Genomic DNA, 22,699 nt, shown 5'->3' on the forward strand with positions numbered 1-22,699 from the left:
GGCGTGTTGTTCGCCCGGGAGTTGATATTATGAGGACGGTTATTTCGGTTTTATCGCCCCTGACATTGCTGATATTGTGGGAACTAATTGCCCGAACCGACCTGATTGACGTCAGGTTACTATCAAGCCCGACCCTGATTTTGCAGTCTTTATTTCCGCTGTTGTGGTCAGGGGAACTTGTTTACAACACTGCGGTCAGTGTCCAGCGGGTTATCTGGGGCTTTTTAGCAGGCGCTGTTCCCGGGGTATTGCTGGGTATGGGTATGGGATTATCACCGCTATTGCGTTCAGCCATTGAACCTATGATAGCAGCTACATATCCAATTCCCAAATTAGCCATTATGCCCCTCATCCTATTAATTTTCGGCTTGGGTGAAACTTCCAAAATTTTCACCATCGCCATCGGTGTATTCTATTTAGTAGTTATCAATACCATGGCGGGGGTACTTAATATTGATAAAATTTATTTGGATGTTGCCAGAAATTTTGGCGCCAGCCGCAAAGACTTCTACCTCACGGTGGCTTTACCAGGAGCACTGCCCATGATTTTCGCCGGCCTTAAACTGGGTATGGGCATGGCCCTTATCCTTATCGTAGCCGCTGAACTCTCGGCTGCAAAAGCCGGCGTAGGCTGGATGATCTGGCGAGCTTACGATATGTTTGATATTGAACAAATGTTTGTCGCGCTCATCACCCTGTCGGTGCTGGGATATATCTTTTCCCTGCTGCTTGATTGGCTAGAGCGCCTGGTACTGCCCTGGAAACAGACTAATTAAAGGGGGGCTGGTCAGATGGTTTATAGCGACAACAGCATTATTATGAACAATATCGGTAAAAATTTTGCCACAAAAACCGGCCTGGTCATCGCAGTCCATGACATCAGCCTCGCTATCGGCGACGGCGAGTTTTTCTCCATCCTCGGCCCCAGTGGTTGCGGTAAAACCACACTGTTACGCATCTTAGCCGGCCTGGAAACAGCTTCTCAGGGAGAACTTATCATCAATGTCAGTTCCCAGGATCGGCCGGTGAACTCCATGGTTTTTCAGGAACAGTCGGTTTTTCCATGGATGTCTGTTAAAGACAATGTGGCCTATGGCCTTAAGCTGCGGGGTGTGCCAAAACAGGAACGCTATGAAATTGCCGACCGGTATATCCGGATGATTGGCCTGTCCAAATTCGCCAACGCTTACCCACACCAGTTATCTGGCGGAATGAAGCAGCGGGTTAGCGTAGCCCGGGCTTTTGCAAACGACCCGGAGATACTGTTAATGGATGAACCCTTCGGCGCCCTGGATGAACAAACCCGGCTCATTCTCCAACAGGAACTGCTGCGTATCTGGGAGCTGGCCCAAAAGACAACGGTGTTTATCACCCATAGTATTGATGAAGCCTTATGTTTGAGCGACAGAATTATGATTATGACAGCCCATCCCGGCACAGTCAAGGCCATTATCGACGTGGATTTGCCGCGTCCCCGGGACCTGTCAGCCATCCGGACTTCCCTTCACTACAACGAGCTATTCCAGACTATATGGCTGACATTGCGCGAGGAAGTACTCAAGGTCAAAAACCAGGAATTGGGTTAGAAACGGCCTGCGTCATTTTCCGCCAACAACAAAAAATGACGCAGGTCTAAACCCACGTCATTTCTGAAATTGTGGTGGCAGGGGCAGTAGGACTTGAACCCACAACCAACGGTTTTGGAGACCGCTACTCTACCAATTGAGCTATACCCCTATATGGAGCGGAAAACGAGATTCGAACTCGCGACCCTCGCCTTGGCAAGGCGATGCTCTACCACTGAGCTACTTCCGCACGTCAGGATGGCGACCCCGAACGGATTTGAACCGTCGATCTCCGCCGTGACAGGGCGGCATGTTAGACCGCTACACCACGGGGCCATGTTTCAAATCATCTCCCTGACGAGATTTAATGATACCATGCTTTCGACATTATATCAACAGCTTATTGAGTTTATTTTAGAAAAATATTTATGTATAACTTTATCATTATCTCTATTTTAGCTGTTTACTACGTTTTTCATCTAATAAAGTCTTGGCTGCCGGCAAATAATGCCATATAATGAATCATACATAACAAAATTACAAGCGAGGTTATTATGTCAATAAAATTTACAAACTCGCCCTGGCGCCAGGCGGAGGAAATCCTCAGTCTTACGGACCCGATAATGTGTGAAATTATCAAACAGTATGGTCCTTGTACACTTGAGCCAAAACAGCAATATTTTTCACTCTTGTGTCAGTCAATTATTTCACAGCAGTTGGCTGCCAAGGCTGCTGATGCCATAAATCACCGCTTTATTACTTTTTATGGCGGTAATCCCACACCGGATTCAGTAGCCGATACCTCATGGGAAGAACTTCGGAGCTTAGGCTTATCAGGTCAAAAAACCGGCTATATTCTTGATCTTGCCCGGAAAACGCTTGACGGCACTGTCACACCTGATTCATTTTCCGGCATGCCTGACGAAGACATTATTAAGCAGCTAATCGCGGTCAAAGGTATTGGTCTCTGGACTGCGCAGATTTTTTTAATCTTTGCTTTAAACCGACCTGACGTTTTCCCATCTGATGATTTGGGACTAAAAAAGGCTGTACAAAAATTGTACAACCTTGACGTTTTGCCAAACAAAATTTTACTAAGCAACATATCTGAAAAGTGGCGGCCGTACCGCACAACCGCCAGCTGGTACCTGTGGCGAAGTCTCGAGAATAAGTAACTCCTATAGCTTGCGGCTGCCGCGCTTGGTTAGAACAATGCCTTCCTTGCACAGCGGGCAGTCGTCAGGCTGATAGGTGGGAATCGTAAGATGCAGGAGAGCTTGAGCCGGAATACCGAAGTCTGCCTTGCCGCCGCTGCGGTCAACCAACATACCCACGGCCACCGGGATGCCGCCGTGCTCACGCACTACGTCAATAACCTCTTTTACTGAACCACCGGTAGTTACAATATCTTCAACAATGAGCACCCGCTGACCTTGCTCAATGACAAAACCGCGCCTTAAAGCCATCTTGCCGTTTTCACGTTCAGTGAAAATAGCGCGAGTGCCAAGATGCTTACCCACTTCATGGGCCAGAATGATACCACCGGTTACCGGACCGACCACAAGTTCAATGTTGTCATTGGTAAACCGTTCAGCTAAAGCAGCGCATAGCTTTTCTGTATGTTTCGGATACTGCAATACCTGGAATTTCTCTACATACAGCGGACTGTGCAAGCCCGAAGTGAGCAAAAAATGTCCTTCCAGGATCGCGCCTGTTTCAATAAATAGTTGACGTACTTCCGCTTCATTCATCATGCGTTCCTCATTTCCTCTAAAATAGCCAGGGCTGCGGTACGCCGGTCTTGAGCCGCCGTAATCGGACGGCCTACTACCAGATAATGGGCTCCGGATTTTAAGGCGTCTGACGGCGTAGCTACCCGGCTTTGATCGTTTAGTGCAGCACCTTTAGGACGGACACCGGGCGTAATAATGGCAAAGTCTTTACCGCACGCCTCCCGGATAATCTCGGCTTCTTGCGGTGAAGCTACAACTCCGTCTAAACCCGCCTCCTTGGCCATCTGTGCCAGATGGACAACCTGGTCCGAAATGCCGGCGGCACACCTGAGTGAAGCCCACTCGGTGCTGTCTATACTTGTCAATACTGTGACCGCAATAAGTTTGGGACGCGGAATCGAAAGACTTGCAGCCGTTTCTGCAACTTTTTGGGCGGCTGCGCGCATCATGGCCGGACCGCCTGAAGAATGAACATTAAGCATTGCTACGCCCAGTCTGGTCAGTGAGGCTGCCCCCTGCGCCACAGTGTTAGGAATATCATGCATCTTTAGATCAAGAAAAACCTCTTTACCCAACCCGCGCAAATAAGTAAGGCACTCCATACCTACGCTATAAAAGAGCTGCATACCCACCTTATAATAACTGACTGCATCCCCCAGTTCTTCAACCAGTTGCCGCATCTCAGCCATAGTATCAACATCAAGTGCTACAATCAATCGGTTGCGTACTTGATCCATCTATATATCCTCCATCAATGCCATTTAACAGTTAACCTTGCCAACAAGCTCCCTCACATGCTTTAAGCCGCGTTCGGCCAAGTAGTCCTTAATTCCCTGAGCTACTTCGGCAGATACGTACGGATTGATAAAGTTGGCCGTACCCACCGCCACTGCGCTGGCGCCGGCCAGTATAAATTCTACCGCATCAGCGGCCGTCATTATCCCGCCCATGCCAATAACCGGCACTTTAACAGCTTTTGCTACCTGCCACACCATACGTACAGCCACCGGTTTGACAGCCGGTCCGGACAAACCGCCAACCGTATTGCCTAAAACCGGCCGCCAGCTACCGATGTCAATAGCCATGCCGAGCAGTGTATTAATAAGCGAGATAGCGTCAGCACCGGCCGCTTCCACTGCTTGTGCCATGAGCACAACATCAGTAACGTTAGGTGACAGTTTGACAATGACCGGCAGGCTTGTCCTGGCTTTTACTTCCCGCACTACTTGCGTGGCACTGTCCGGGCAGGTGCCAAAAGCAATCCCGCCCTGTTTGACATTAGGACAGGAAATATTTACTTCAAGACCGGCAACACCTGATTTGTCAAGGCGCGCCGCCAGTTCGCCGTATTCTTCAACTGTATTGCCGGAAATGTTGACAATAACCGGTACTTGATAGTTTTTCAGCTTAGGTAATATCCGGGAAATAAATCCTTCAACCCCGGGATTTTCCAGACCGATGGAGTTTAGCATACCTGCGGGAGTCTCAGCCATACGTCTGCCGCTGTTGCCGGCTCTGGGCGCAAGGGTTGTGCCTTTTACTACTATTGCCCCTACTTGGTTTAAATCAACAAAATCGCTGTATTCAAGACCAAAGCCGAATGTTCCTGACGCCGTCATAACCGGCGTCTTCATTTTTATGCCGGCAATATCGACAGTTAACATGTCATTCATTACACTCACCATGCCACCTCCCCAGCCCAAAAGACCGGGCCGTCAGTACAAACCTTGTGACGCTTGCCGCTGGTACCAGCACAGGTGCAAGACAGGCAGGCGCCAACGCCGCAGGCCATATATTCTTCCAGCGATACCTGGCAGGGAATATCATGGCTTGCCGCTATTTGAGCCACACCTTTGAGCATGGCGTAAGGGCCGCAGGCATAAATGATATCAAACTTTCCCTGTTCTAATAGCTGGGGCAGCAGATCTACCGTAAAACCCCGATGACCGATACTGCCGTCATCAGTAGTAATATGTATGTTTTTACAAATTTTGGCATAAATATCAGGCCAAAACAATTCTTGTTCATTGCGCCCGCCCATCAGTACAGTTGCCGTCCGGGAGCAAAATGCCCGGGCCAGCATAACAAGCGGCGCCAGACCCATGCCACCCCCGACAAGGAGGGGGCGCTGGCCGGTCAATGCAAAACCGTTGCCGAGCGGCCCCATACAATCTATAGTATCTCCCGGCTTTAGTTTGGCCATTAACGCCGTCCCGCGACCGACAATACGATAAATAATTGTCAGAATTCCTCTATCGGCGTTACAGTCAGCAATACTAAACGGCCGCCGCAGGAGCGGTTCTAACGTATCGGCCACCCGGATGTGGACAAACTGACCTGGACAGGCTATCCGGGCAATATCAGGCACAACCATCGCCAGTTGCATTACATCGCCAGCAATAGTATTTTGTTCAACAACCTGAGCTTGAACACTGGTTTTTACCATGGGCTGTTTCGCCTCCGCTTACATAGTCCTGCAGCGCCAGCACATAGAGAAACTTACTCTGACGCTTAATGCTTAATACGTCAAGAACAGCCTTGGCCGTGTCCATGGATGTCAAGCATAAAACGGCATGCTCTACTGATGCCCTTCTGATTTTGAAGCCGTCGCTTTCAGCGTCCCGCCCCTTGGTCAGCGTATTAACAACCATATTTATTTTTCCGGCTTTAATCATCTCGACAATTTCCGGCTGCTGTTCATGGAGCTTGGGTACCAAACCGACTTTTAAGCCAAGTGACCGGAGATATTCGCCGGTACCGCTGGTGGCTATAAGTTCATAACCCATTTGGACAAACTCCTTAGCAATCTCGCCCGCCTCAGGTTTGTCTTTATCAGCAACGGTGAACAGGACAGTACCTTCTTGCGGCACATTCATACCTGCGCCAATAATTCCTTTATATAGTGCTCTGGGATAGTTATAGTCAATGCCCATGACTTCGCCGGTAGACTTCATCTCTGGTCCCAGCGAGATATCTACTTGCTGCATCTTGGCAAATGAGAACACCGGCACTTTGACGGCAATGTACGGTTTGGCCGGCAGAAGCCCCGTAGGATACCCTAAACTTTTCAGGGTTTCCCCAATAGCTATCCGAGTAGCCACATTAACCATAGGTACATCGGTAATTTTGCTCAAGAAGGGGATTGTCCGGCTGGACCGGGGGTTTACTTCCAGAACATATACCGCCTCATCGACAATTACATACTGAATATTAATTAAACCTTTTACCTGCAGTCCTTTGGCCAACCGGCCGGTATAATCGACAATTGTGTCAATCACTTTCTGGGACAGCGTCTGCGGCGGATATACGGCGATACTGTCGCCGGAATGTACGCCGGCGCGTTCGATATGTTCCATAATGCCGGGGATGAGGAAGTCTTGTCCGTCAGAAATGGCGTCAACTTCAACCTCAGTACCCTGCATATAGCGGTCTACCAGCACCGGATGCTCGGGAGAAGCTTTGACCGCCCGCTCCATATAATCCCGTAACTCAGTTTCGTTATATACAATTTCCATAGCCCGCCCGCCTAATACATAGGACGGACGAACGACAACAGGATAACCAATGCGCTCGGCTGCTTCCACAGCCATTGCCGCATCAGTAATAGTTGCACCCTGCGGGCGCGGAATATTGAGCCGTTCCAACAGTTCGTCAAACTTTTCCCGGTCTTCGGCCCGGTCGATATTCTCAACACTGGTGCCGAAAATTTTTATTCCGGCTTTAGCCAGCGGCCCGGCCAGGTTGATGGCTGTCTGTCCGCCAAACTGGACAATGACACCATCCGGTTTTTCCTTGTCGATAATATTGAGCACATCTTCAGGCGTGAGCGGTTCAAAATACAGGCGGTCAGAAGTATCAAAATCGGTAGATACTGTTTCAGGGTTATTATTGATGATTACCGATTCAATGCCCATTTGCCTGAGCGCCCACACGGAATGTACCGAGCAGTAATCAAACTCAATACCTTGACCGATACGGATTGGACCTGAGCCCAATACCATGACTTTACGCTTGTCGGTTGTCATGACTTCATCTTCTTGAGCATAAGTCGAGTAATAGTACGGAGTAACTGCCTCGAACTCGGCCGCGCACGTGTCAACCATTTTATAGCTTGGCAAAATATTTGCCTGCTTGCGCATTTCCCGGATTTGGTATATCGTCCTACCGGTAAGTTCGGCAATAGTCTTATCGGCAAACCCCATCTTTTTAGCTGCCAACAGCACTTCCGTAGACAGTTCCTGGCTGATTTGCCGTTCCATGGCAACAATGTTGGCAATTTTTTCTAGAAAAAACTTATCTATCGCCGTAATAGCATGAATTTCCTCTACAGTTATCCCCCGCCGCATGGCTTCGGCAATAATAAACGCCCGTTCATCATTAGCAAGCTTTAACTTTTCTTTGACCTCCAAGTCGCTAAGTCTGTCAAATTCCGGGATATACAACCGGTGAAGACCAATTTCCAATGAGCGCACTGCCTTGAGCAGCGCACCTTCAAAGTTCCGGTCGATCGACATAACTTCACCGGTGGCTTTCATCTGAGTGCCGAGAATCCGGTCGGCAAAACTAAATTTATCAAAGGGCCAGCGCGGAAACTTAACTACCACGTAGTCAAGCGCCGGCTCAAAGCATGCTTTGGTTTTGCCGGTTACAGCATTGGTAATTTCGTCAAGCGTATAGCCGATAGCGATTTTAGTGGCGACTTTGGCAATAGGATAGCCTGTAGCCTTGGACGCTAAGGCACTCGAACGGCTTACCCGCGGATTAACTTCAATTACGATATATTTACTGCTTTTGGTGTCAAGCGCAAACTGAACGTTACAGCCGCCTTCAATTCCCAACGCCCGGATGATTTTAAGCGATGCGCTTCTTAACATCTGGTATTCATAGTCTGTCAGTGTCTGTGACGGCGCCACAACAATACTATCGCCGGTATGGATGCCTACAGGATCAAAGTTCTCCATATTGCAGACAGTGATACAATTATCGGCAGCATCACGGATAACTTCATATTCAATTTCTTTCCAGCCGGCCACACTGCGTTCAATGAGCGCCTGACCAATAAGGCTGTACTTTAAGCCCTTGTTAACAGTATCGATAAGTTCCTCATCATTGTGAGCAATACCGCCGCCTGTACCACCCAGAGTATAGGCCGGACGCACAATCAGCGGGTAGCCGATTTCCTGGGCAAATTTAAGTGCACTCTCAATATCTTCGACAATGGTACTCTCGGGAATGGGCTGTCCGATTTCTTCCATGGTAGCTTTAAATAATTCGCGGTCTTCGGCCTTTTTAATAGCGTCAAGCGGCGTACCTAAGAGTTCCACTTGATATTTTTCCAAAACACCGCTTTCCGCCAGTTTAACAGCCAGGTTAAGACCAGCCTGACCGCCCAGAGTGGGCAAAAGTCCGTCCGGGCGTTCTTTGGCAATGATTTCTTCCAGGTATTCCGGTGTGAGCGGTTCAATATATACCCAATCAGCAATATTGGTATCAGTCATGATGGTAGCCGGATTGCTGTTAACCAGCACCACTTCAAAACCTTCTTCTTTGAGCGCCTGGCACGCCTGAGTACCGGCGTAGTCAAATTCTGCGGCCTGGCCTATAACTATCGGGCCTGAACCAATTACCATTACTTTACGTAAATTGTGCTTTTTCGGCACCGTTAGTTCCTCCCTGCCCTACTTGTCTCTTTATTCAACAGCTTCATAAATTCCTCAAAAAGATATGTATTATCATCAGGCCCGGGCGCTGCTTCCGGGTGATATTGCACCGAAAATACCGGCAGGCAATTGTGGCGTATGCCCTCGATTGTGCCGTCGTTTACCGCACGGTGAGTAACAGTTACGTCAAGGCCGGCCAAAGACTCTTCCTCAATGGCATAACCATGGTTTTGTGATGTAATATAAACCCGGCCTGTAGACAAATCTTTTACCGGGTGGTTAGAGCCACGGTGACCGAATTTCAGCTTGTAGGTATTACCCCCGAAAGCCAACGCCAGTAGCTGATGTCCAAGACAAATGCCAAATATCGGCTTTTTGCCAATAAGCTCCCGGACGGTAGCAACAGGTGCGTCTTTGGGATCACCTGGTCCATTGGACAAGAATATTCCGTCCGGATTAAGCGCCAGGATTTCTTGAGCCGGAGTATGCGCCGGCACAACGGTCAGGTCGCAGCCCGCTTTGGCCATTGAGTTTAAAATATTGCGCTTAATGCCAAAGTCCATGACAGCAATCCGTGGTCCGCTATTGGGCATTCTATATACTTCTTTAGTAGTAACTTCTTCTACTACCTCAATAGACGGCGGCATGTCAAACAGTGCACTCACCTCGCTTGCGGGAGCGTCAGCCGGCACAATAACACCTTTCATCGTGCCGTGTGAACGGATCCGCCGGGTAATAGCCCGGGTATCAACCCCGTATATGCAGGGAATGTTCCTTGACTTGAGATAAGAAACCAAGGAGTCTTCAGCCTGCCAGTTGCTTGGCTTACCACACAATTCGCTGACTACAAAGCCGCAAACAAACGATTGTCTGGCTTGTTCGAAAATATTTGCCACGCCATAGTTACCTATAAGCGGATATGTCATAGTAACTATTTGTCCACAGTAGGACGGGTCGGTCAACACTTCTTGGTATCCGGTCATCCCGGTATTGAATACTACTTCCCCAACTGCCGTAGTACCGGAAGCAAGCATCCCTTGGAAAACACTGCCGTCTTCCAATATCAGTTTGCCAATCATTTAAGCACCTCGCCATTTTGCATAATTATACTGCCATTCACTATAGTAATTAGCGCTTTACCCTTTAAATTCCTGCTTTCAAATGGAGAATGTTTGCCACGAGTATAAAAATTTATGCAGTTTACAGTCCATTCGTATTCAGGATCAATAATGGTTATATCAGCGGGAGCGCCAGCTTTCAGCACACCACTTTCCAGTCCGAGAATTTTTGCCGGAGCATAAGACATTTTATCAATGATTTCGGACAGAGTAAATTTTCCGGTATGGTACAGGCCGGTCAGCACAACACCAAGCGCTGTTTCCAGCCCGGCAAAGCCGCTGGGCGCATAACGAAATTCCACGTCTTTTTCCTCAAAGGCATGGGGAGCATGGTCGGTGGCAATTGCATCAATTGTTCCGTCCTTAAGGCCGGCAATAAGCGCTTCCACATGGTCAGCCGATCTAAGCGGCGGATTAACTTTGAAGGCAGTATTAAAACTTTTCAATTCATCATCAGTAAGCGTCAGATGATGCGGCGTAACCTCAGCTGTTACCTTCACGCCGCGCCGTTTTGCCTGACGGATAATCTCAACCGCCCCCTTGCTGCTGACATGAGCGATATGGACGGAAGCGCCGGTATACTCGGCCAACATGATATCCCTGGCTACTGCAATATCTTCAGCCACTGCGGGACGTCCTTTCATACCAAGCATGGCCGATACGGCGCCTTCGTGCATAAAGCCTTCGCCTGCCAATCCCTCATCTTCAGAATGAGTAATTACCGGGCGTCCAAACATACTTGTATATTCCAGGCCGGTCCGTAACAGCCGGGTATTATCCAGATACCCGCCATCATCAGATATGGCAACGGCGCCTGCTTGAATCATATCGCCAATTTCGGCAAGTTCTTTGGCTTCCAGACCTTTGCTGAGTGCGCCAATTACTTTAAGGTTAACAACACCTTCTGTCTGACCGCGCTGTATAAGGCCGGACACCAGAATGGAGTTATCAACTACCGGCTTGGTGTTCGGCATACAGGCCACTGTGGTAAAACCGCCTGCTGCTGCGGCCCGGGTGCCTGAGGCAACATCTTCCTTGGCTTCAAGCCCGGGCTCTCTGAGATGCACATGCATATCAATAAGGCCGGGTGCCACAACCAGTCCAGCGGCGTCATACACCTCCGCGCCTTGGACCGCAAGGTTTTGCCCGACAGCCGTTATCCTGCCGTTTTCAATTAAGATATCACCTAACATGTCCATATTTTCCGCCGGATTAATAATCCGACCACCTTTAATTAGCAGTTTCAATGTGAGTCCCCCCCATCAGCACTAAGAATAACAGCGCCATCCTTACCGCCAGTCCGTTTTTTACCTGTTCCTGTATAGCCGATTGATCCCCGTACGCTATGTCCGGAGCAATTTCAAGACCGCGGTTCATTGGCCCCGGATGCATCAATAGAGCGTCCTGTTTGGCCAACGCCAACCGCTTGGCATTGACGCCGAATATCCGGGCATACTCCCGCGCCGATGGAAATAAGCCTTTTTGCTGGCGCTCACGTTGAATGCGGAGCACATTGACAACATCGGCTTGGTCAAGCGCCTCTTCAATGCGGTTGTGCACTTTTACACCGGCTTTATCAATACCGTATGGCAGCAGCGTCTGCGGTCCGGCAATATGCACTTCGGCGCCCATTTTTAACAGGCCCCAGATGTTGGATCTAGCTACCCGGCTGTGTAAAATGTCGCCAATTATGGCTACTTTGAGTCCGGCGATCTTCCCCTTATATTGCTTAATAGTAAACATGTCCAAAAGCCCCTGAGTCGGGTGTTCATGCGCGCCGTCACCTGCATTGATAACAACCGGCTTCACAACGTTAGCGGCAAACTGAGCCGAACCTTCAGCCTCGTGCCGCATAACGATAATATCCACACCCATAGCTTCGACGGTGAGAAGTGTGTCGCGTAAGCTCTCACCTTTGGCAACACTACTTGAACTTACCGAGATGTTAACAACATCAGCGCCAAGGTACTTGCCGGCAAGCTCAAACGACGTGCGCGTCCGGGTGCTGTTTTCGAAAAACAGATTAATAATCGACTTTCCGCGCAATGTTGGTGCTTTCTTGATATCCCGGTCGATGATATTTTTCATTTCTTTCGCAGTATCAAGCACTAATTCCATCTCGCCCACCGACATAGTTTCAAGACCGAGAATATCCTTTTTTCGTAGTGACACTTGAGCTTTATTCATTACACACTCCCCCTCGATTCATTCAAGAAACCTAAGTTCTTTCTACCAGGAACTGGTAGTAAATTACAACATGCTGGAAAAAAATATAACTCCTTGCCTGCGCAGCAAGGAGTTATGTAAATAGCCATGCCAATATATCAACATAGCTTGACAACATCCTTGCAGACCTCACAGGATCAGCTTAAAGGATAGTATTTGTGATTGTCTGGTATAATAAAAGCCTTCTTGCCGTGAATGCGCAAGAAGGCGTAATAATGCTACAATCGTCCCCTTGCCAGCCTCACAGGACTAGCTTAAAGGTTATATATCATTGTTAATGATAATAACAGAGTCCGGCAAGAATTGTCAAGGATTTTGTGCAAAATTAAAACTCCTAGTTTCTACTAGGAGTTTTAATTTGTTAAGTGGTGCGGTTGGTGAGATTTGAACTCACACGCCGGTTAGGCGCCACCCCCTCAAGATGGTGTGTCTGCCAGTTCCACCACAACCGCATTTTTGTGGGTTCGAGATTAGAGTCCTCGAACTTGCCGGAATTTGCGAACAGCAAATTCCACTATTGAATTTTTGTCTTATCAACCTCGATCTTTCGATTCTCGACTCATTGAGTATGGTGCGGTCGAGTGGATTTGAACCACCACGAGGTTGCCCCCACTAGCTCCTGAGGCTAGCGCGTCTGCCGTTCCGCCACGACCGCATATTTGTTATTCAACAATAAAGATTATACGATACATCGGCAATTTCGTCAAGGATAATTATTATGGAAATTTATTGGTGCGGTTGGTGAGATTTGAACTCACACGCCGGTTAGGCGCCACCCCCTCAAGATGGTGTGTCTGCCAGTTCCACCACAACCGCATTTTTGTGGGTTTGAGATTAGAGTCCTCGAACTTGCCGGAATTTGCGAACAGCAAATTCCACTATTGAATTTTTGTCTTATCAAGCTCGATCTTTCGATTCTCGACTCATCGAGTATGGTGCGGTCGAGTGGATTTGAACCACCACGAGGTTGCCCCCACTAGCTCCTGAGGCTAGCGCGTCTGCCGTTCCGCCACGACCGCATCGTTCACTTTTATATTACGCATTAACGCAACGTAATATATGTTATCATACCATCAAATTATCGTCAAGTATAATCTAAGAAATATTATTTAGCACTGGCAAAACCCCATTGCCAGGCGTTCCAAAGGTTGCCCGAAGGGGTAGGATTGGGCTGGTAATTAACCACAGATGTTTTCACAGCATCAATGCTTCCCCGGAAATAAAGCGGCACCACTGGACAATCTTCCCGGATTAAGTCCTGGATACGGAAATAAATATCTTTTCTGGCGCCAATATCCAAGGTTCTGGCACCAAGCTCGGTCAAATGATCAATCTCCGGGTTACGCCAGCCTGGATAGTTCTGCCCCTCATAACCGTTATTACGATTCGGAATTTTACGGGAATGCCAAAGATTAAGATTATCCGGGTCAATGCCAGCAACCCAAGCGTATAATGCTGTTTCAAACCGCCGGTTTTTTAAAACATCACTAAAAAAAAGCGTCGCATCAATTGGACGGATCTCAACTAAAACACCAATTTCTTTAAGCTGTTCGGCGATTTTTTGCGCAGTTTGTTCCCGCAGCTTGTTGCCAACGGGAGTGACCAGGGAAAAAGCTAATTTTCGGCCTTCTTTAGTCATAATCCCGTCAGGTCCGGGCTGCCAACCGGCTTGAGCCAACAGTTCACGAGAAGTATTGATATCTCTGGCTGGAGGTTGCTGCATGGGGTTGTAGGCCCATGATAACGGTGATTGATCACCATATGCCGGAGTAGCAACATTTTTCAGTACATTATTAGTTATGGCTTGGCGATCAATGGCGTTGCTAATAGCTTTGCGGACCCGCACGTCCTGGAATAAGGGGTTATCAAGATTAAAATCCATATGCTCCCAGATCATCGTAGGCGTTATCACCGCCCGCACACCGTCAATCGCCTTGACTTGCTCCAAGTAAGTAAAGCCAATATTGCTGACAATATCTACTTCGCCTGCTTTTAACTGGGTAAGCAAAATGTTGGCATCAGGTATAATTCGATAAACAATACTGTCCAAAGCAGGTTTACCGCGATAATAACTAGGGTTGGCTTCTAAAACAATTGCTTCCGCAACCTGCCATTCCTTGAATTTAAACGGCCCGGTACCTACAGGCGCCCGGTTGAACGGCGCTTTGTTAATATCGCCGGCAGTCTCAAGTATATGTTTGGGTAATATGGTGGTAAACAGCGTAAGATAGGGCGCGTAATACTCCCGGAATTTAATTATGACAGTATGCTTGTCCGGAATTTCGATAGAATTAATCCGGTCATAGCCATCACGTGACACAACATTTACTTTACGGTTCATAATGACCTGCCAGGTAAACTTTACATCATCGGCGGTAAATGGGGTACCGTCATGCCAAGTTACTCCCTGGCGCAGGTGGTAAGTTACCGTCAACCCGTCAGGAGTCACTCCGCCGTTAGCCGTGGTTGGCACATCAATAGCCAGGTCCGGCAGCCATCCCTCCTTATCGTCCGTAATTACCAGCCCGCTAAATACCAGTCTTCCTACCTCGGCTGTAGCCAAAAGGTCGGATAGTAGCGGATTAAGTGTATTGGGCTCCTGCAGACTACCATATTTCAGCTGACCACCCTGTTGAATAACAACTTTTTTCTTTTCCGGCGACGGAACTGACTCCCGCGGACTACACCCCGCGTTGATAATGACCAATACTGTTATTAATAAAATCATTAGCTTACGCATTAATAGTACCTTCTCCCCATCATCTCATAACTCATGGAAAATCAAAAAACTTTATCTTCCGTACAATTCCTGATAACGTTTTTTATTATATAATACCTTTTCGACATACTCTCTGGTTTCTTTAAACGGTATTTGCTCAATGTCATCAAAGTCTGTCGACCATCCATACCGCTGCATCCACTGTTTTACGTTTCCCCTACCCCCGTTATATGCCGCAAGATACAATACTTCATTCCCGGCAAATTCCTTTTTCAAGGATGCCAAATACCAGGTGCCAAACCGAATGTTAACATCTGGGTCGGTAAGATCGGCTATCATAAAATCCTTTTGTTCAAGCTGCTCGGCAATCCATCGCCCTGTCTCAGGCATAATCTGCATCAGCCCTAACGCGCCTTTGGGCGAGAGGGCTGATGCAATAAATTTACTTTCTGTTCTAATAACACCAGCCACCAAAAAAGGATTAAGATCATATTCCAATGCATAGGTATATACGGCTTCCTGATATAAAAAAGGGTACAGATATTTTTTCTGAAACCAGTCACTGGCGATCATGGCATATATCCCTGTAGCGAAAAATAAAAGACCAATTATCAGGACTTTAAGCCAAGTCCAGATGCGCAATAAAATCACTCCGCTATTAAAGTCACTGTTAAAAAATATGTGCCGGCAAGATAAAAAATACCACTATATGACTGAGTCTTCCTTTAGCGTGATACCGCGCCAAGCTTCATATACCTGCTCTTTAGTGCTCTCAATAGTATTATTGTTATTAAGAACAACAGTGGCATACTTCAATTTTTCTTTCAAAGAAAGCTGTGACTTAATTCTTGCCATAGCATCATCATAATTAATGTTATCACGTGCCATTAGCCTGGCAACTTGGGTATTCTCATCCACATACACCACCCACACGGCGTCAACCATATTATGCCACCCGGCCTCAATTAAAAGCGGCACATCGAGAACAATCACCTTGTAGCCGCGCTGCTTGGCATCAGCTATAGCGGCTTTAGCCTCGTCTTTAATCCGGGGATGGGTAATTCTTTCTAGATCAACCCGTGCCTGGCTGTCGGCAAAGACCAATTGCCCCAAACGCCGGCGGTCAATCTCACCGTCCGCGCCAATAATATCCCGGCCAAATCTCGCCACAATATCCTGCCAAGCGGGTTTACCAGGACAGGTAACTTCGCGGGACAGTTTGTCAGCATCAACAATATATGCCCCCAATTCCTTGAGAAGGGTGCTTACCGTACTTTTACCACTGGCAATCCCACCGGTTAATCCGATTAGATACATATGTATATCCTCCGTCTATTTCTGGCAATTGGGACAATAATGCGTACCGCGTCCGGCTACTTCTTTGCGGGCAATAATAGCGCCGCAACGGCGGCAGGGTTGATTGGCCCGGCCGTAAACATGTAAGTGATGCTGATGGCTGCCGCTTTGGCCTGTACCATCGCGATAATCCCGAAAAGTCGTACCGCCATGGGCAATCCCGTCAGCGATCACCTGATTCACGGCCTGATACAGATACTTTACTTCAGTCTCGCTAATAGTACTGGCTATACGCTCAGGGTTAATGCCGGCAATGGCCAAGGCCTCATCGACGTAAATATTACCGAGTCCGCCAATCAACTGTTGATTTAAAAGCACAGACTTGATCTTTGCCCGGCGTTTACTCAGCATAGCGGTAAAATATTCTAAAGTAAACTCATCTGACAGGGGTTCCGGTCCCATGGCGGCAAGTCCGGCAATGCGCCACAATTCGTCTTCCGGCAGCAAGTACAATGTCCCCAGCGTACGTGCGTCAGCATATAACAAACCATCACCATTACCGAAATTAAATACAATATGTGTAAATTTATCGTATGGGGTACCAGGAGTTACATAATATAAACGACCGGTCATGCGCAGATGAATAACCAGCACAAAATTATTATCAAGATGTATCAACAAATACTTGCCCCGGCGGTCTAACTTCACTATTGTCCGGTCGGTTATCATTGCCTGAAATTCTGGCACAGTGGGCCACTTAATCAGCCGGGACAAACCGATCTCAACGCGGGTAATTTTACGTCCCATCAGTTTATCAGCAAGTGTTCTGCGAATCGTTTCAACTTCGGGCATTTCCGGCATAATGCACACATCCTTCTTTATTTGGCTTCGGCCCAATTGCTGCCGGTTTTTACCTCGGCCAACAACGGAACATTGAGATCAACAGCTTGCTCCATAGCCTGCTTGACAAGCGTAGTTACCCGTTCAAGTTCAGATTCTGTAACCTCAAGCACTAACTCGTCATGAACCTGGAGGAGTAGCCTGGTTTTTAGACCTTCAGTTTTAAGAGCGTTATAAACCCTATTCATGGCAATTTTGATTATATCGGCAGCTGCGCCCTGAATCGGAGTATTCATGGCCGTACGTTCAGCAAATGACCGTTGATTGAAGTTGCTGCTATTGATATCAGGTAAATGACGGCGTCGTCCAAACATCGTAGTCACAAAACCATCCCGGTGGGCACCGGCTACAACATCGTCTATATATTTTTTAACACCCTGATATTTGGCAAAATAGCTATTAATATAGTGACCGGCTTCTTTGCGGCTAACACCGATATCCCGCGATAAGCCATAGTCACTGATTCCATAAACAATACCGAAGTTAACTGCTTTAGCTCTGGCCCTCATTTCCGGCGTAACCTCTGCCATAGCAACGCCAAATACTTCGGCAGCTGTCCGCGTATGTATATCTTGATTGTGGCGGAATGCCTCAAGCAAACTGTCATCACCGGCCATATGGGCCAATATTCTAAGCTCGATTTGTGAGTAGTCGGCAGACATAATATATTGATAGCCTTCACCTGGGACAAATAATTCTCTTATCTTTCGTCCAATATCTGAACGTATGGGAATGTTCTGCAAGTTAGGCTCCGAACTGCTCAGCCTGCCGGTTGCCGTGACCGTCTGGTTAAAGGTGGTGTGAATTCTTCCCGTTTCAGGGTGTATCAAAATTTCCAAGCCATCAAGATAAGTTGATTTAAGTTTGGTCAACAGCCTGTATTCGAGTAGTTTATCAATAAGCGGATGTTGTCCTGCTAACTTTTCCAATACTTCAGCGTCAGTAGAGTAACCGGTTTTCGTCTTTTTAATAACCGGCAGCTTGAGTTTTTCGAACAAAATAACACCAAGCTGTTTAGTCGAATTAACATTAAATTCTTCTCCGGCTAGAATATAAATTTCGTTCAGCAACTGTTCTACCTTGGCCGCAATGTTTACCGCCATTTCTTTCAGGTACATCCGGTCTACTTTGATGCCGGAAAACTCCATTGCCGACAAAACTTCGACAAGTGGCATTTCTATTTGATTAAACAGCTTATCCAAGCCGGAAGCAGACAGCTTGTCAACAAGAACAGTCCCCATCTGCCCAATAATGCCACTGGCCCAGACGGCGAAGTCAGGCTTAGCAGTCAAATATTTATCACCGGCAGGCAAATTCGTTGTTTTCCCTAGATACTTTTCTGCCAGAACATCCAACGGATACGCTGCCGCCGTCGGCTCAAGCAGGTAGGCAGCAATAAGAACATCGGACACTTTGGCATTTAGCGCCGTCCCATTCAGTTTGCAGGCATTATATAAACTTTTAGCATCATAGGTGACCAGCTCTATATCACTGTCGGCCAGCAAATCAAAAACAACCGGCCAACCTTCGGAATCAGCCGGAATATACACCGTTTTATCGCTGCAAGTAATGGCAAGACCGGCCAAACCGGCCAGTGGCAAATGGCCGGCCGGTTGCGGATAACAGCTTATATGACCTGTTTGCTTAGCTGCCGCATATACAGCTGCAACATCGTCGCGGCCGGCAGCAATAACTGCGGCCGGCAACTCGACGGCTGCCACTGTAACCTTTCCCGAATCCTTATTGCCGTTTCCAGGAAATAAAACATCGATCTTGGCCAACAAACTTTTAAATTCAAATTTGTCAAATAACTCCTTCATAACCTGTTTATCTGGATTAATCCTAAAGAATTCAGGGTTAAACTCAATGGGCATATCGCGAACAATTGTAGCCAATTGTTTTGACAAAACGGCTTGCTCGGCATATTGCCGCAAATTCTCTTGAATTTTTTTTCCTGATACATGATCTATGTTAGCCAAAATATTTTCCAGCGAACCAAATTCAGCTAACAATTTGCCGGCAGTTTTTTCACCAATCCCAGGCACGCCGGGAATATTATCAGATTTGTCTCCCATCAGACCTTTTAAATCAATAATTTGACTGGGCGTAAGCCCATATTTCTCTTTCAGGGCGGCAACATCAACAACTTCCATCTCTGATATACCTTTTTTAGTAAGCAGGACTTTGGTTTGTGCTCCGATAAGCTGTAGCGCATCACGGTCGCCGGTTACAATAACAACCTCGTAACTTTGCCGAGCTGCTTTCTCGGCTAGTGTTCCCAAAATGTCATCTGCTTCATAACCTTGTTGTTCAATAGTAGTTATACCAAGTGCCTTTAACAGCTCACGCACCAGTGGAAACTGTTCGGACAGTTCCCCTGGCGTAGCCTGTCGCTGCGCCTTGTATTGCTGATATGTTTCTGTCCGGAATGTCACCCGGCCTTTATCAAAAGCCACCGCCATTAAATCCGGCTTATAATCTGTCATCAGTTTAACAAGCATAGTGGTAAATCCGTACACAGCATTAGTATACAGCCCACTGGCTGTGCGCAGCATAGGGAGCGCATGAAATGCCCGGTGTACCAAACTGCTGCCATCAATTATAATAAATCTTTGGGGCATAAGCCCACCACCTTTAGTACCAATATTGTCAATCTATTTGTTATTAGCTATTTAAATCAAAATCCCTTCTCTATTTTTTTAAATACCTGCCTACCTTATGTAATATCGGATAAAAAAGCGCCTACCTTAAGGTAGACGGCTATATTCCCGGTAACAACACTGCCTGTGATTAAGGATAAGTCAGCTCTATTATCCGGCCTTCTTCATTCCAGTATACATAAGCATCAAAGTACTGATTTATATTGGTTATTTTGATATAGGGAACAGTACCAATCATATCTACAGATACTTTTACTGATTTACCTTTATCATTCAGTGTTACATTTTTGGTTTCCTCATTCCAATTGATATTTCGCCCCATAACTTTTGCCAGGTCAAGTATCGGAACGGCTAAAATGCCTTGCACTTGGTTTACCTCAAGACTTAGGGGTTTATCGTTTAAGAATACCACTAGCTTATCAAAATTGAGACTATTTTCTTCAGACATCCAACTCTGTTCGCCGCCGAATAATGTTTCCAGGTTTGCGGTCGATACATATACGGCATTGCCACTAACTACGCCTGGAACACTTTTCGCGCCATACTCAACTGTTCTCGTTTTATCATTCCAGCTTATCCTTTGTTTTAAGGCGCCGGCAACTGCCTGAACAGGCACATACCGCACATCCTGAACAACTAGCCCTGGTTCATTTATCAATTTGCCATTTACTCTTACCTTAAACTGACTGGCAATAACAACCTGGCAGTCACTTGGATCATCAAGCATTTTGCGCAAAAAATCATCAGTAACAAAAGCACCTGCCGGATAAGCATTGAGTTTGTTTCTAACTTCCTGTACATTCATGTCGGCATAACCATAAATATCAGGATAAATAGCCAGAAGAACCTGCCCTTTAGTGTTAACCCGGACTTTTACCCGGTCATAAGTTACTCGCACCGGCGTACCGTAATTGACCAAATCAAAAAGTTCTTCCACATCTTCTTCATACATGCGGATACAACCATTTGATACAGCTGTACCAATTGACCACGGCGCATTAGTACCATGGATTCCATACGTGTCCCAAATCCCCATCCATCTATAACCAAGCGGATTTGCCGGACCTGATGGCACCACTTTGCCTTTTTCATCAGGCGGATACCATGCAGGGTTAACTTCTTTGCTTATAATAGCAAAGTTTCCTAGCGGCGTCGGGGTAGACGGCTTACCAATAGCTATAGAATACTCTTTTATTAAAGTACTGCCGGAAAATAACTCAATCGTCCGGCTCGGCAAATTCACAATAATACTTGGCATAGCTAAACTTGAAATTGCCTTAGCGTGACCAACAGAGACTGTTAATAATAAAAATCCGCAAAACCATACAACAACCCGGAGTAACACTAGCATCCCTTCTTCTCTTTATTTTTGCTAACAATAACATAATATGAAGAAGGTTAGCCGGGATATTACCCCTGAGGCAATATTCGTAGGATAATTTTTGGGCATAATGCTATTGAAGATTAAGTATCTGCTGGTGTATTACCCGTAAATGACGGTGGCGTTCATCAATGATCGGTAAATAAATATGAATCTGTGCGCCTGATATTGCGGTATTGACCGGAGCTATATTGATAAAGCCCCCATGCTCGCCTACTATTCGGTGGGCAATTGGCAAGCCAAGACCCATATGTTCAAGTTTCGTTGTATAAAATGGTTCAAATACCCGGGGCAGTATCTCAGGAGCTACCCCGGGGCCACTATCGCCAATAGCAATAACCACCATATTAAGTTCCGAATTAATCCAGGACTTTACTGACAATATTCCGTCGCCAGGCATAGCCTCTATGGCATTCTGCATGATATTAACAATTGCCTGTTTTATTAAGTTACTGTCAACGTTGATTGCCGGTAGATTAGGAGCTAGTTGCTTATCTATAGTTATTTTTTCGCCTCCGAGTTGTTTAAAAGTAAGTAGTAAAGCTTCCTCAATCGTACGGTTTATGTCAATGTTGTTTTCTTTATTAACAGGCGGTTTGGCAAAGAGGACAAGCTCTTTTACCACTTTATTGATGCACGAAACTTCATCCAGCATCATCTCAAGCACATCACGCCCTACTGTGTACCTGTCATCCTCCAGCCGGCTAAGCATTACTTGCAAGTAACCGCTTATTGTAGTAAGCGGTGTGCGCACATGGTGAGCAACACCTGCTGCCAGCTCCCCCAGCGACATTAGCATCTGTGTTATCTGTATCTGCTTTATCGCGGCCCGGACTGCCGATAAATCCTGAATAATAACAACTAAACCGGTTGCTTCCCCGGCCGCGTCCCGCAGCTTTAAAGTGTCAATGTGAGAATAAATGAATTGATCTCTCACCTTAAGTTTTAAGTTAATGGTATTCAATTCTTCATGCTCAGCCATATGAAATACCTGCAAAAATTTTTCGCCATGATGTTTAAAAATTTCATCCACTTTCCGGCCAATCGATTTTGCCCTGTCAACACCGCAAATTTTTTCTGCTTCACGATTAAGGTTTTTTAACCGAAGTTCATTATCTATAAACAAAATTCCAATCGTAGTTTCAAAAGAATCCTGATAGTCATCATCCCGGTGCAGGTACACCACTTTATTTTCAAGAGCTTCAGCCGCAGACATTGTCGATCGCCTCCAATGACCATCTTTTAAATTCAGTGGTGTTAAACATTCTTGTAAATTATTGTAATTCCTGCTAATTTAGAACAATTACTTTTCGTAAAAAACCGACACATTTTTAAATCTAAGTGTCGAAATAAATTATTAGCACCAATGCGCCCTTGCCCTGCTTGCAGTTGCAGAACCGCTTAATTCGACATACCCATCGAATTTCAATATCATATGCAG

Annotated in this window: 18 protein-coding genes and 7 tRNA genes; 3 read left to right on the forward strand and 22 right to left on the reverse strand. The window is 46.7% G+C overall.

All coding sequences use genetic code 11. The features are described from left to right. Positions 1-29: 29 nt before the first annotated feature. Together SCACP_RS11150 and SCACP_RS11155 are read left to right on the forward strand one after the other, a co-directional pair. Positions 30-776 carry an ABC transporter permease gene (locus SCACP_RS11150; RefSeq protein WP_425057667.1) on the forward strand — a complete coding sequence of 249 codons (747 nt, stop codon included), beginning with the start codon at positions 30-32 and terminating at the stop codon, positions 774-776. 15 nt (positions 777-791) lie between these two features. Continuing rightward, positions 792-1,586: an ABC transporter ATP-binding protein gene (locus tag SCACP_RS11155; RefSeq protein ID WP_425057668.1), complete on the forward strand. Its 795-nt coding sequence runs from the start codon at positions 792-794 to the stop codon at positions 1,584-1,586. A 75-nt stretch (positions 1,587-1,661) separates the two neighbouring features. Here the strand turns inward: SCACP_RS11155 and SCACP_RS11160 are convergent. The 3 genes from SCACP_RS11160 to SCACP_RS11170 all read right to left on the reverse strand — a co-directional run bounded on the left by SCACP_RS11160 (position 1,662) and on the right by SCACP_RS11170 (position 1,901). Then, positions 1,662-1,737 (reverse strand) — tRNA-Trp (locus SCACP_RS11160). 3 nt (positions 1,738-1,740) lie between these two features. After that, positions 1,741-1,815: transfer RNA gene (locus SCACP_RS11165), tRNA-Gly, on the reverse strand. 9 nt (positions 1,816-1,824) lie between these two features. Further along, positions 1,825-1,901 (reverse strand) — tRNA-Asp (locus tag SCACP_RS11170). Positions 1,902-2,188: 287 nt separating this feature from the next. On the opposite strand from SCACP_RS11170, the gene SCACP_RS11175 reads away from it, so the two are divergent. Next, positions 2,189-2,740, forward strand: coding sequence for a DNA-3-methyladenine glycosylase family protein (locus SCACP_RS11175; RefSeq protein ID WP_425057669.1), 552 nt, complete (start codon positions 2,189-2,191; stop codon positions 2,738-2,740). Positions 2,741-2,743: 3 nt separating this feature from the next. Here SCACP_RS11175 and pyrE read toward each other — a convergent pair whose 3' ends face one another. From pyrE to SCACP_RS11270, 19 genes are all read right to left on the reverse strand, one after another. Beyond that, entirely contained in the window at positions 2,744-3,316 is a 573-nt protein-coding gene (gene pyrE / locus SCACP_RS11180) for an orotate phosphoribosyltransferase (RefSeq protein WP_425061383.1), read from the reverse strand. Beyond that, positions 3,316-4,035 (reverse strand): orotidine-5'-phosphate decarboxylase, encoded by a 720-nt coding sequence (gene pyrF / locus SCACP_RS11185; RefSeq protein WP_425057670.1) that lies wholly within the window; start codon positions 4,033-4,035, stop codon positions 3,316-3,318. Before pyrF ends, pyrE begins: the two co-directional genes overlap by 1 nt. A 24-nt stretch (positions 4,036-4,059) precedes the next feature. Continuing rightward, a complete protein-coding gene (locus tag SCACP_RS11190) occupies positions 4,060-4,983 on the reverse strand; it encodes a dihydroorotate dehydrogenase (protein ID WP_425057671.1) in 924 nt (307 codons plus the stop codon). Next, positions 4,977-5,744, reverse strand: a complete 768-nt coding sequence (locus tag SCACP_RS11195) for a dihydroorotate dehydrogenase electron transfer subunit (protein WP_425057672.1) — start codon at positions 5,742-5,744, stop codon at positions 4,977-4,979. Before SCACP_RS11195 ends, SCACP_RS11190 begins: the two co-directional genes overlap by 7 nt. Continuing rightward, positions 5,710-8,958 (reverse strand): carbamoyl-phosphate synthase large subunit, encoded by a 3,249-nt coding sequence (carB, locus tag SCACP_RS11200; protein WP_425057673.1) that lies wholly within the window; start codon positions 8,956-8,958, stop codon positions 5,710-5,712. The genes SCACP_RS11195 and carB overlap by 35 nt, the downstream gene beginning before the upstream one ends. A 2-nt stretch (positions 8,959-8,960) precedes the next feature. Continuing rightward, on the reverse strand, positions 8,961-10,037 hold the full coding sequence (carA, locus tag SCACP_RS11205; RefSeq protein WP_425057674.1) for a glutamine-hydrolyzing carbamoyl-phosphate synthase small subunit: 1,077 nt from the start codon (positions 10,035-10,037) through the stop codon (positions 8,961-8,963). Next, positions 10,034-11,323: a dihydroorotase gene (locus tag SCACP_RS11210; protein WP_425057675.1), complete on the reverse strand. Its 1,290-nt coding sequence runs from the start codon at positions 11,321-11,323 to the stop codon at positions 10,034-10,036. Before SCACP_RS11210 ends, carA begins: the two co-directional genes overlap by 4 nt. Next, positions 11,307-12,263: an aspartate carbamoyltransferase catalytic subunit gene (locus SCACP_RS11215; RefSeq protein ID WP_425057676.1), complete on the reverse strand. Its 957-nt coding sequence runs from the start codon at positions 12,261-12,263 to the stop codon at positions 11,307-11,309. The genes SCACP_RS11210 and SCACP_RS11215 overlap by 17 nt, the downstream gene beginning before the upstream one ends. A 405-nt stretch (positions 12,264-12,668) precedes the next feature. Further along, a tRNA-Leu gene (locus SCACP_RS11220) sits at positions 12,669-12,754 on the reverse strand. A gap of 117 nt (positions 12,755-12,871) precedes the next feature. Continuing rightward, positions 12,872-12,957, reverse strand: a tRNA-Leu gene (locus tag SCACP_RS11225). Positions 12,958-13,032: 75 nt separating this feature from the next. Continuing rightward, a tRNA-Leu gene (locus SCACP_RS11230) sits at positions 13,033-13,118 on the reverse strand. Positions 13,119-13,235: 117 nt separating this feature from the next. Continuing rightward, a tRNA-Leu gene (locus SCACP_RS11235) sits at positions 13,236-13,321 on the reverse strand. Between the two features lie 86 nt (positions 13,322-13,407). Further along, complete coding sequence (locus SCACP_RS11240; protein WP_425057677.1) at positions 13,408-15,042, reverse strand: peptide ABC transporter substrate-binding protein; 1,635 nt, start codon at positions 15,040-15,042, stop codon at positions 13,408-13,410. A gap of 51 nt (positions 15,043-15,093) precedes the next feature. Beyond that, positions 15,094-15,663 (reverse strand): lytic transglycosylase domain-containing protein, encoded by a 570-nt coding sequence (locus tag SCACP_RS11245; RefSeq protein WP_425061384.1) that lies wholly within the window; start codon positions 15,661-15,663, stop codon positions 15,094-15,096. Positions 15,664-15,726: 63 nt separating this feature from the next. Next, complete coding sequence (coaE, locus tag SCACP_RS11250; RefSeq protein ID WP_425057678.1) at positions 15,727-16,338, reverse strand: dephospho-CoA kinase; 612 nt, start codon at positions 16,336-16,338, stop codon at positions 15,727-15,729. A 15-nt stretch (positions 16,339-16,353) separates the two neighbouring features. Beyond that, positions 16,354-17,178 (reverse strand): bifunctional DNA-formamidopyrimidine glycosylase/DNA-(apurinic or apyrimidinic site) lyase, encoded by an 825-nt coding sequence (mutM, locus tag SCACP_RS11255; RefSeq protein WP_425057679.1) that lies wholly within the window; start codon positions 17,176-17,178, stop codon positions 16,354-16,356. Between the two features lie 17 nt (positions 17,179-17,195). Continuing rightward, positions 17,196-19,838 carry a DNA polymerase I gene (polA, locus tag SCACP_RS11260; RefSeq protein WP_425057680.1) on the reverse strand — a complete coding sequence of 881 codons (2,643 nt, stop codon included), beginning with the start codon at positions 19,836-19,838 and terminating at the stop codon, positions 17,196-17,198. 169 nt (positions 19,839-20,007) lie between these two features. Then, a complete protein-coding gene (locus SCACP_RS11265; RefSeq protein WP_425057681.1) occupies positions 20,008-21,135 on the reverse strand; it encodes a L,D-transpeptidase family protein in 1,128 nt (375 codons plus the stop codon). Between the two features lie 196 nt (positions 21,136-21,331). Next, on the reverse strand, positions 21,332-22,474 hold the full coding sequence (locus SCACP_RS11270) for a two-component system sensor histidine kinase NtrB (protein WP_425057682.1): 1,143 nt from the start codon (positions 22,472-22,474) through the stop codon (positions 21,332-21,334). Between the last annotated feature and the right edge of the window lie 225 nt (positions 22,475-22,699).

The sequence above is a fragment of the Sporomusaceae bacterium ACPt genome (genome assembly GCA_041428575.1).
GTDB lineage: Bacteria > Bacillota > Negativicutes > Sporomusales > Sporomusaceae > Sporomusa_D > Sporomusa_D carbonis.

What these genes read in the sequence shown, in the direction of transcription:
- SCACP_RS11155 (WP_425057668.1), top strand. Translation starts at nt 792, where the DNA reads ATGGTTTATAGCGACAACAGCATTATTATGAACAATATCGGTAAAAAT.
- pyrE (WP_425061383.1), bottom strand. Translation starts at nt 3,316, where the DNA reads ATGAATGAAGCGGAAGTACGTCAACTATTTATTGAAACAGGCGCGATC.
- SCACP_RS11175 (WP_425057669.1), top strand. Translation starts at nt 2,189, where the DNA reads ATGTGTGAAATTATCAAACAGTATGGTCCTTGTACACTTGAGCCAAAA.
- pyrF (WP_425057670.1), bottom strand. Translation starts at nt 4,035, where the DNA reads ATGGATCAAGTACGCAACCGATTGATTGTAGCACTTGATGTTGATACT.
- carA (WP_425057674.1), bottom strand. Translation starts at nt 10,037, where the DNA reads ATGATTGGCAAACTGATATTGGAAGACGGCAGTGTTTTCCAAGGGATG.
- SCACP_RS11195 (WP_425057672.1), bottom strand. Translation starts at nt 5,744, where the DNA reads ATGGTAAAAACCAGTGTTCAAGCTCAGGTTGTTGAACAAAATACTATT.
- SCACP_RS11240 (WP_425057677.1), bottom strand. Translation starts at nt 15,042, where the DNA reads ATGCGTAAGCTAATGATTTTATTAATAACAGTATTGGTCATTATCAAC.
- SCACP_RS11150 (WP_425057667.1), top strand. Translation starts at nt 30, where the DNA reads ATGAGGACGGTTATTTCGGTTTTATCGCCCCTGACATTGCTGATATTG.
- polA (WP_425057680.1), bottom strand. Translation starts at nt 19,838, where the DNA reads ATGCCCCAAAGATTTATTATAATTGATGGCAGCAGTTTGGTACACCGG.
- mutM (WP_425057679.1), bottom strand. Translation starts at nt 17,178, where the DNA reads ATGCCGGAAATGCCCGAAGTTGAAACGATTCGCAGAACACTTGCTGAT.
- SCACP_RS11265 (WP_425057681.1), bottom strand. Translation starts at nt 21,135, where the DNA reads ATGCCAAGTATTATTGTGAATTTGCCGAGCCGGACGATTGAGTTATTT.
- SCACP_RS11270 (WP_425057682.1), bottom strand. Translation starts at nt 22,474, where the DNA reads ATGTCTGCGGCTGAAGCTCTTGAAAATAAAGTGGTGTACCTGCACCGG.
- coaE (WP_425057678.1), bottom strand. Translation starts at nt 16,338, where the DNA reads ATGTATCTAATCGGATTAACCGGTGGGATTGCCAGTGGTAAAAGTACG.
- SCACP_RS11215 (WP_425057676.1), bottom strand. Translation starts at nt 12,263, where the DNA reads ATGAATAAAGCTCAAGTGTCACTACGAAAAAAGGATATTCTCGGTCTT.
- SCACP_RS11190 (WP_425057671.1), bottom strand. Translation starts at nt 4,983, where the DNA reads ATGGTGAGTGTAATGAATGACATGTTAACTGTCGATATTGCCGGCATA.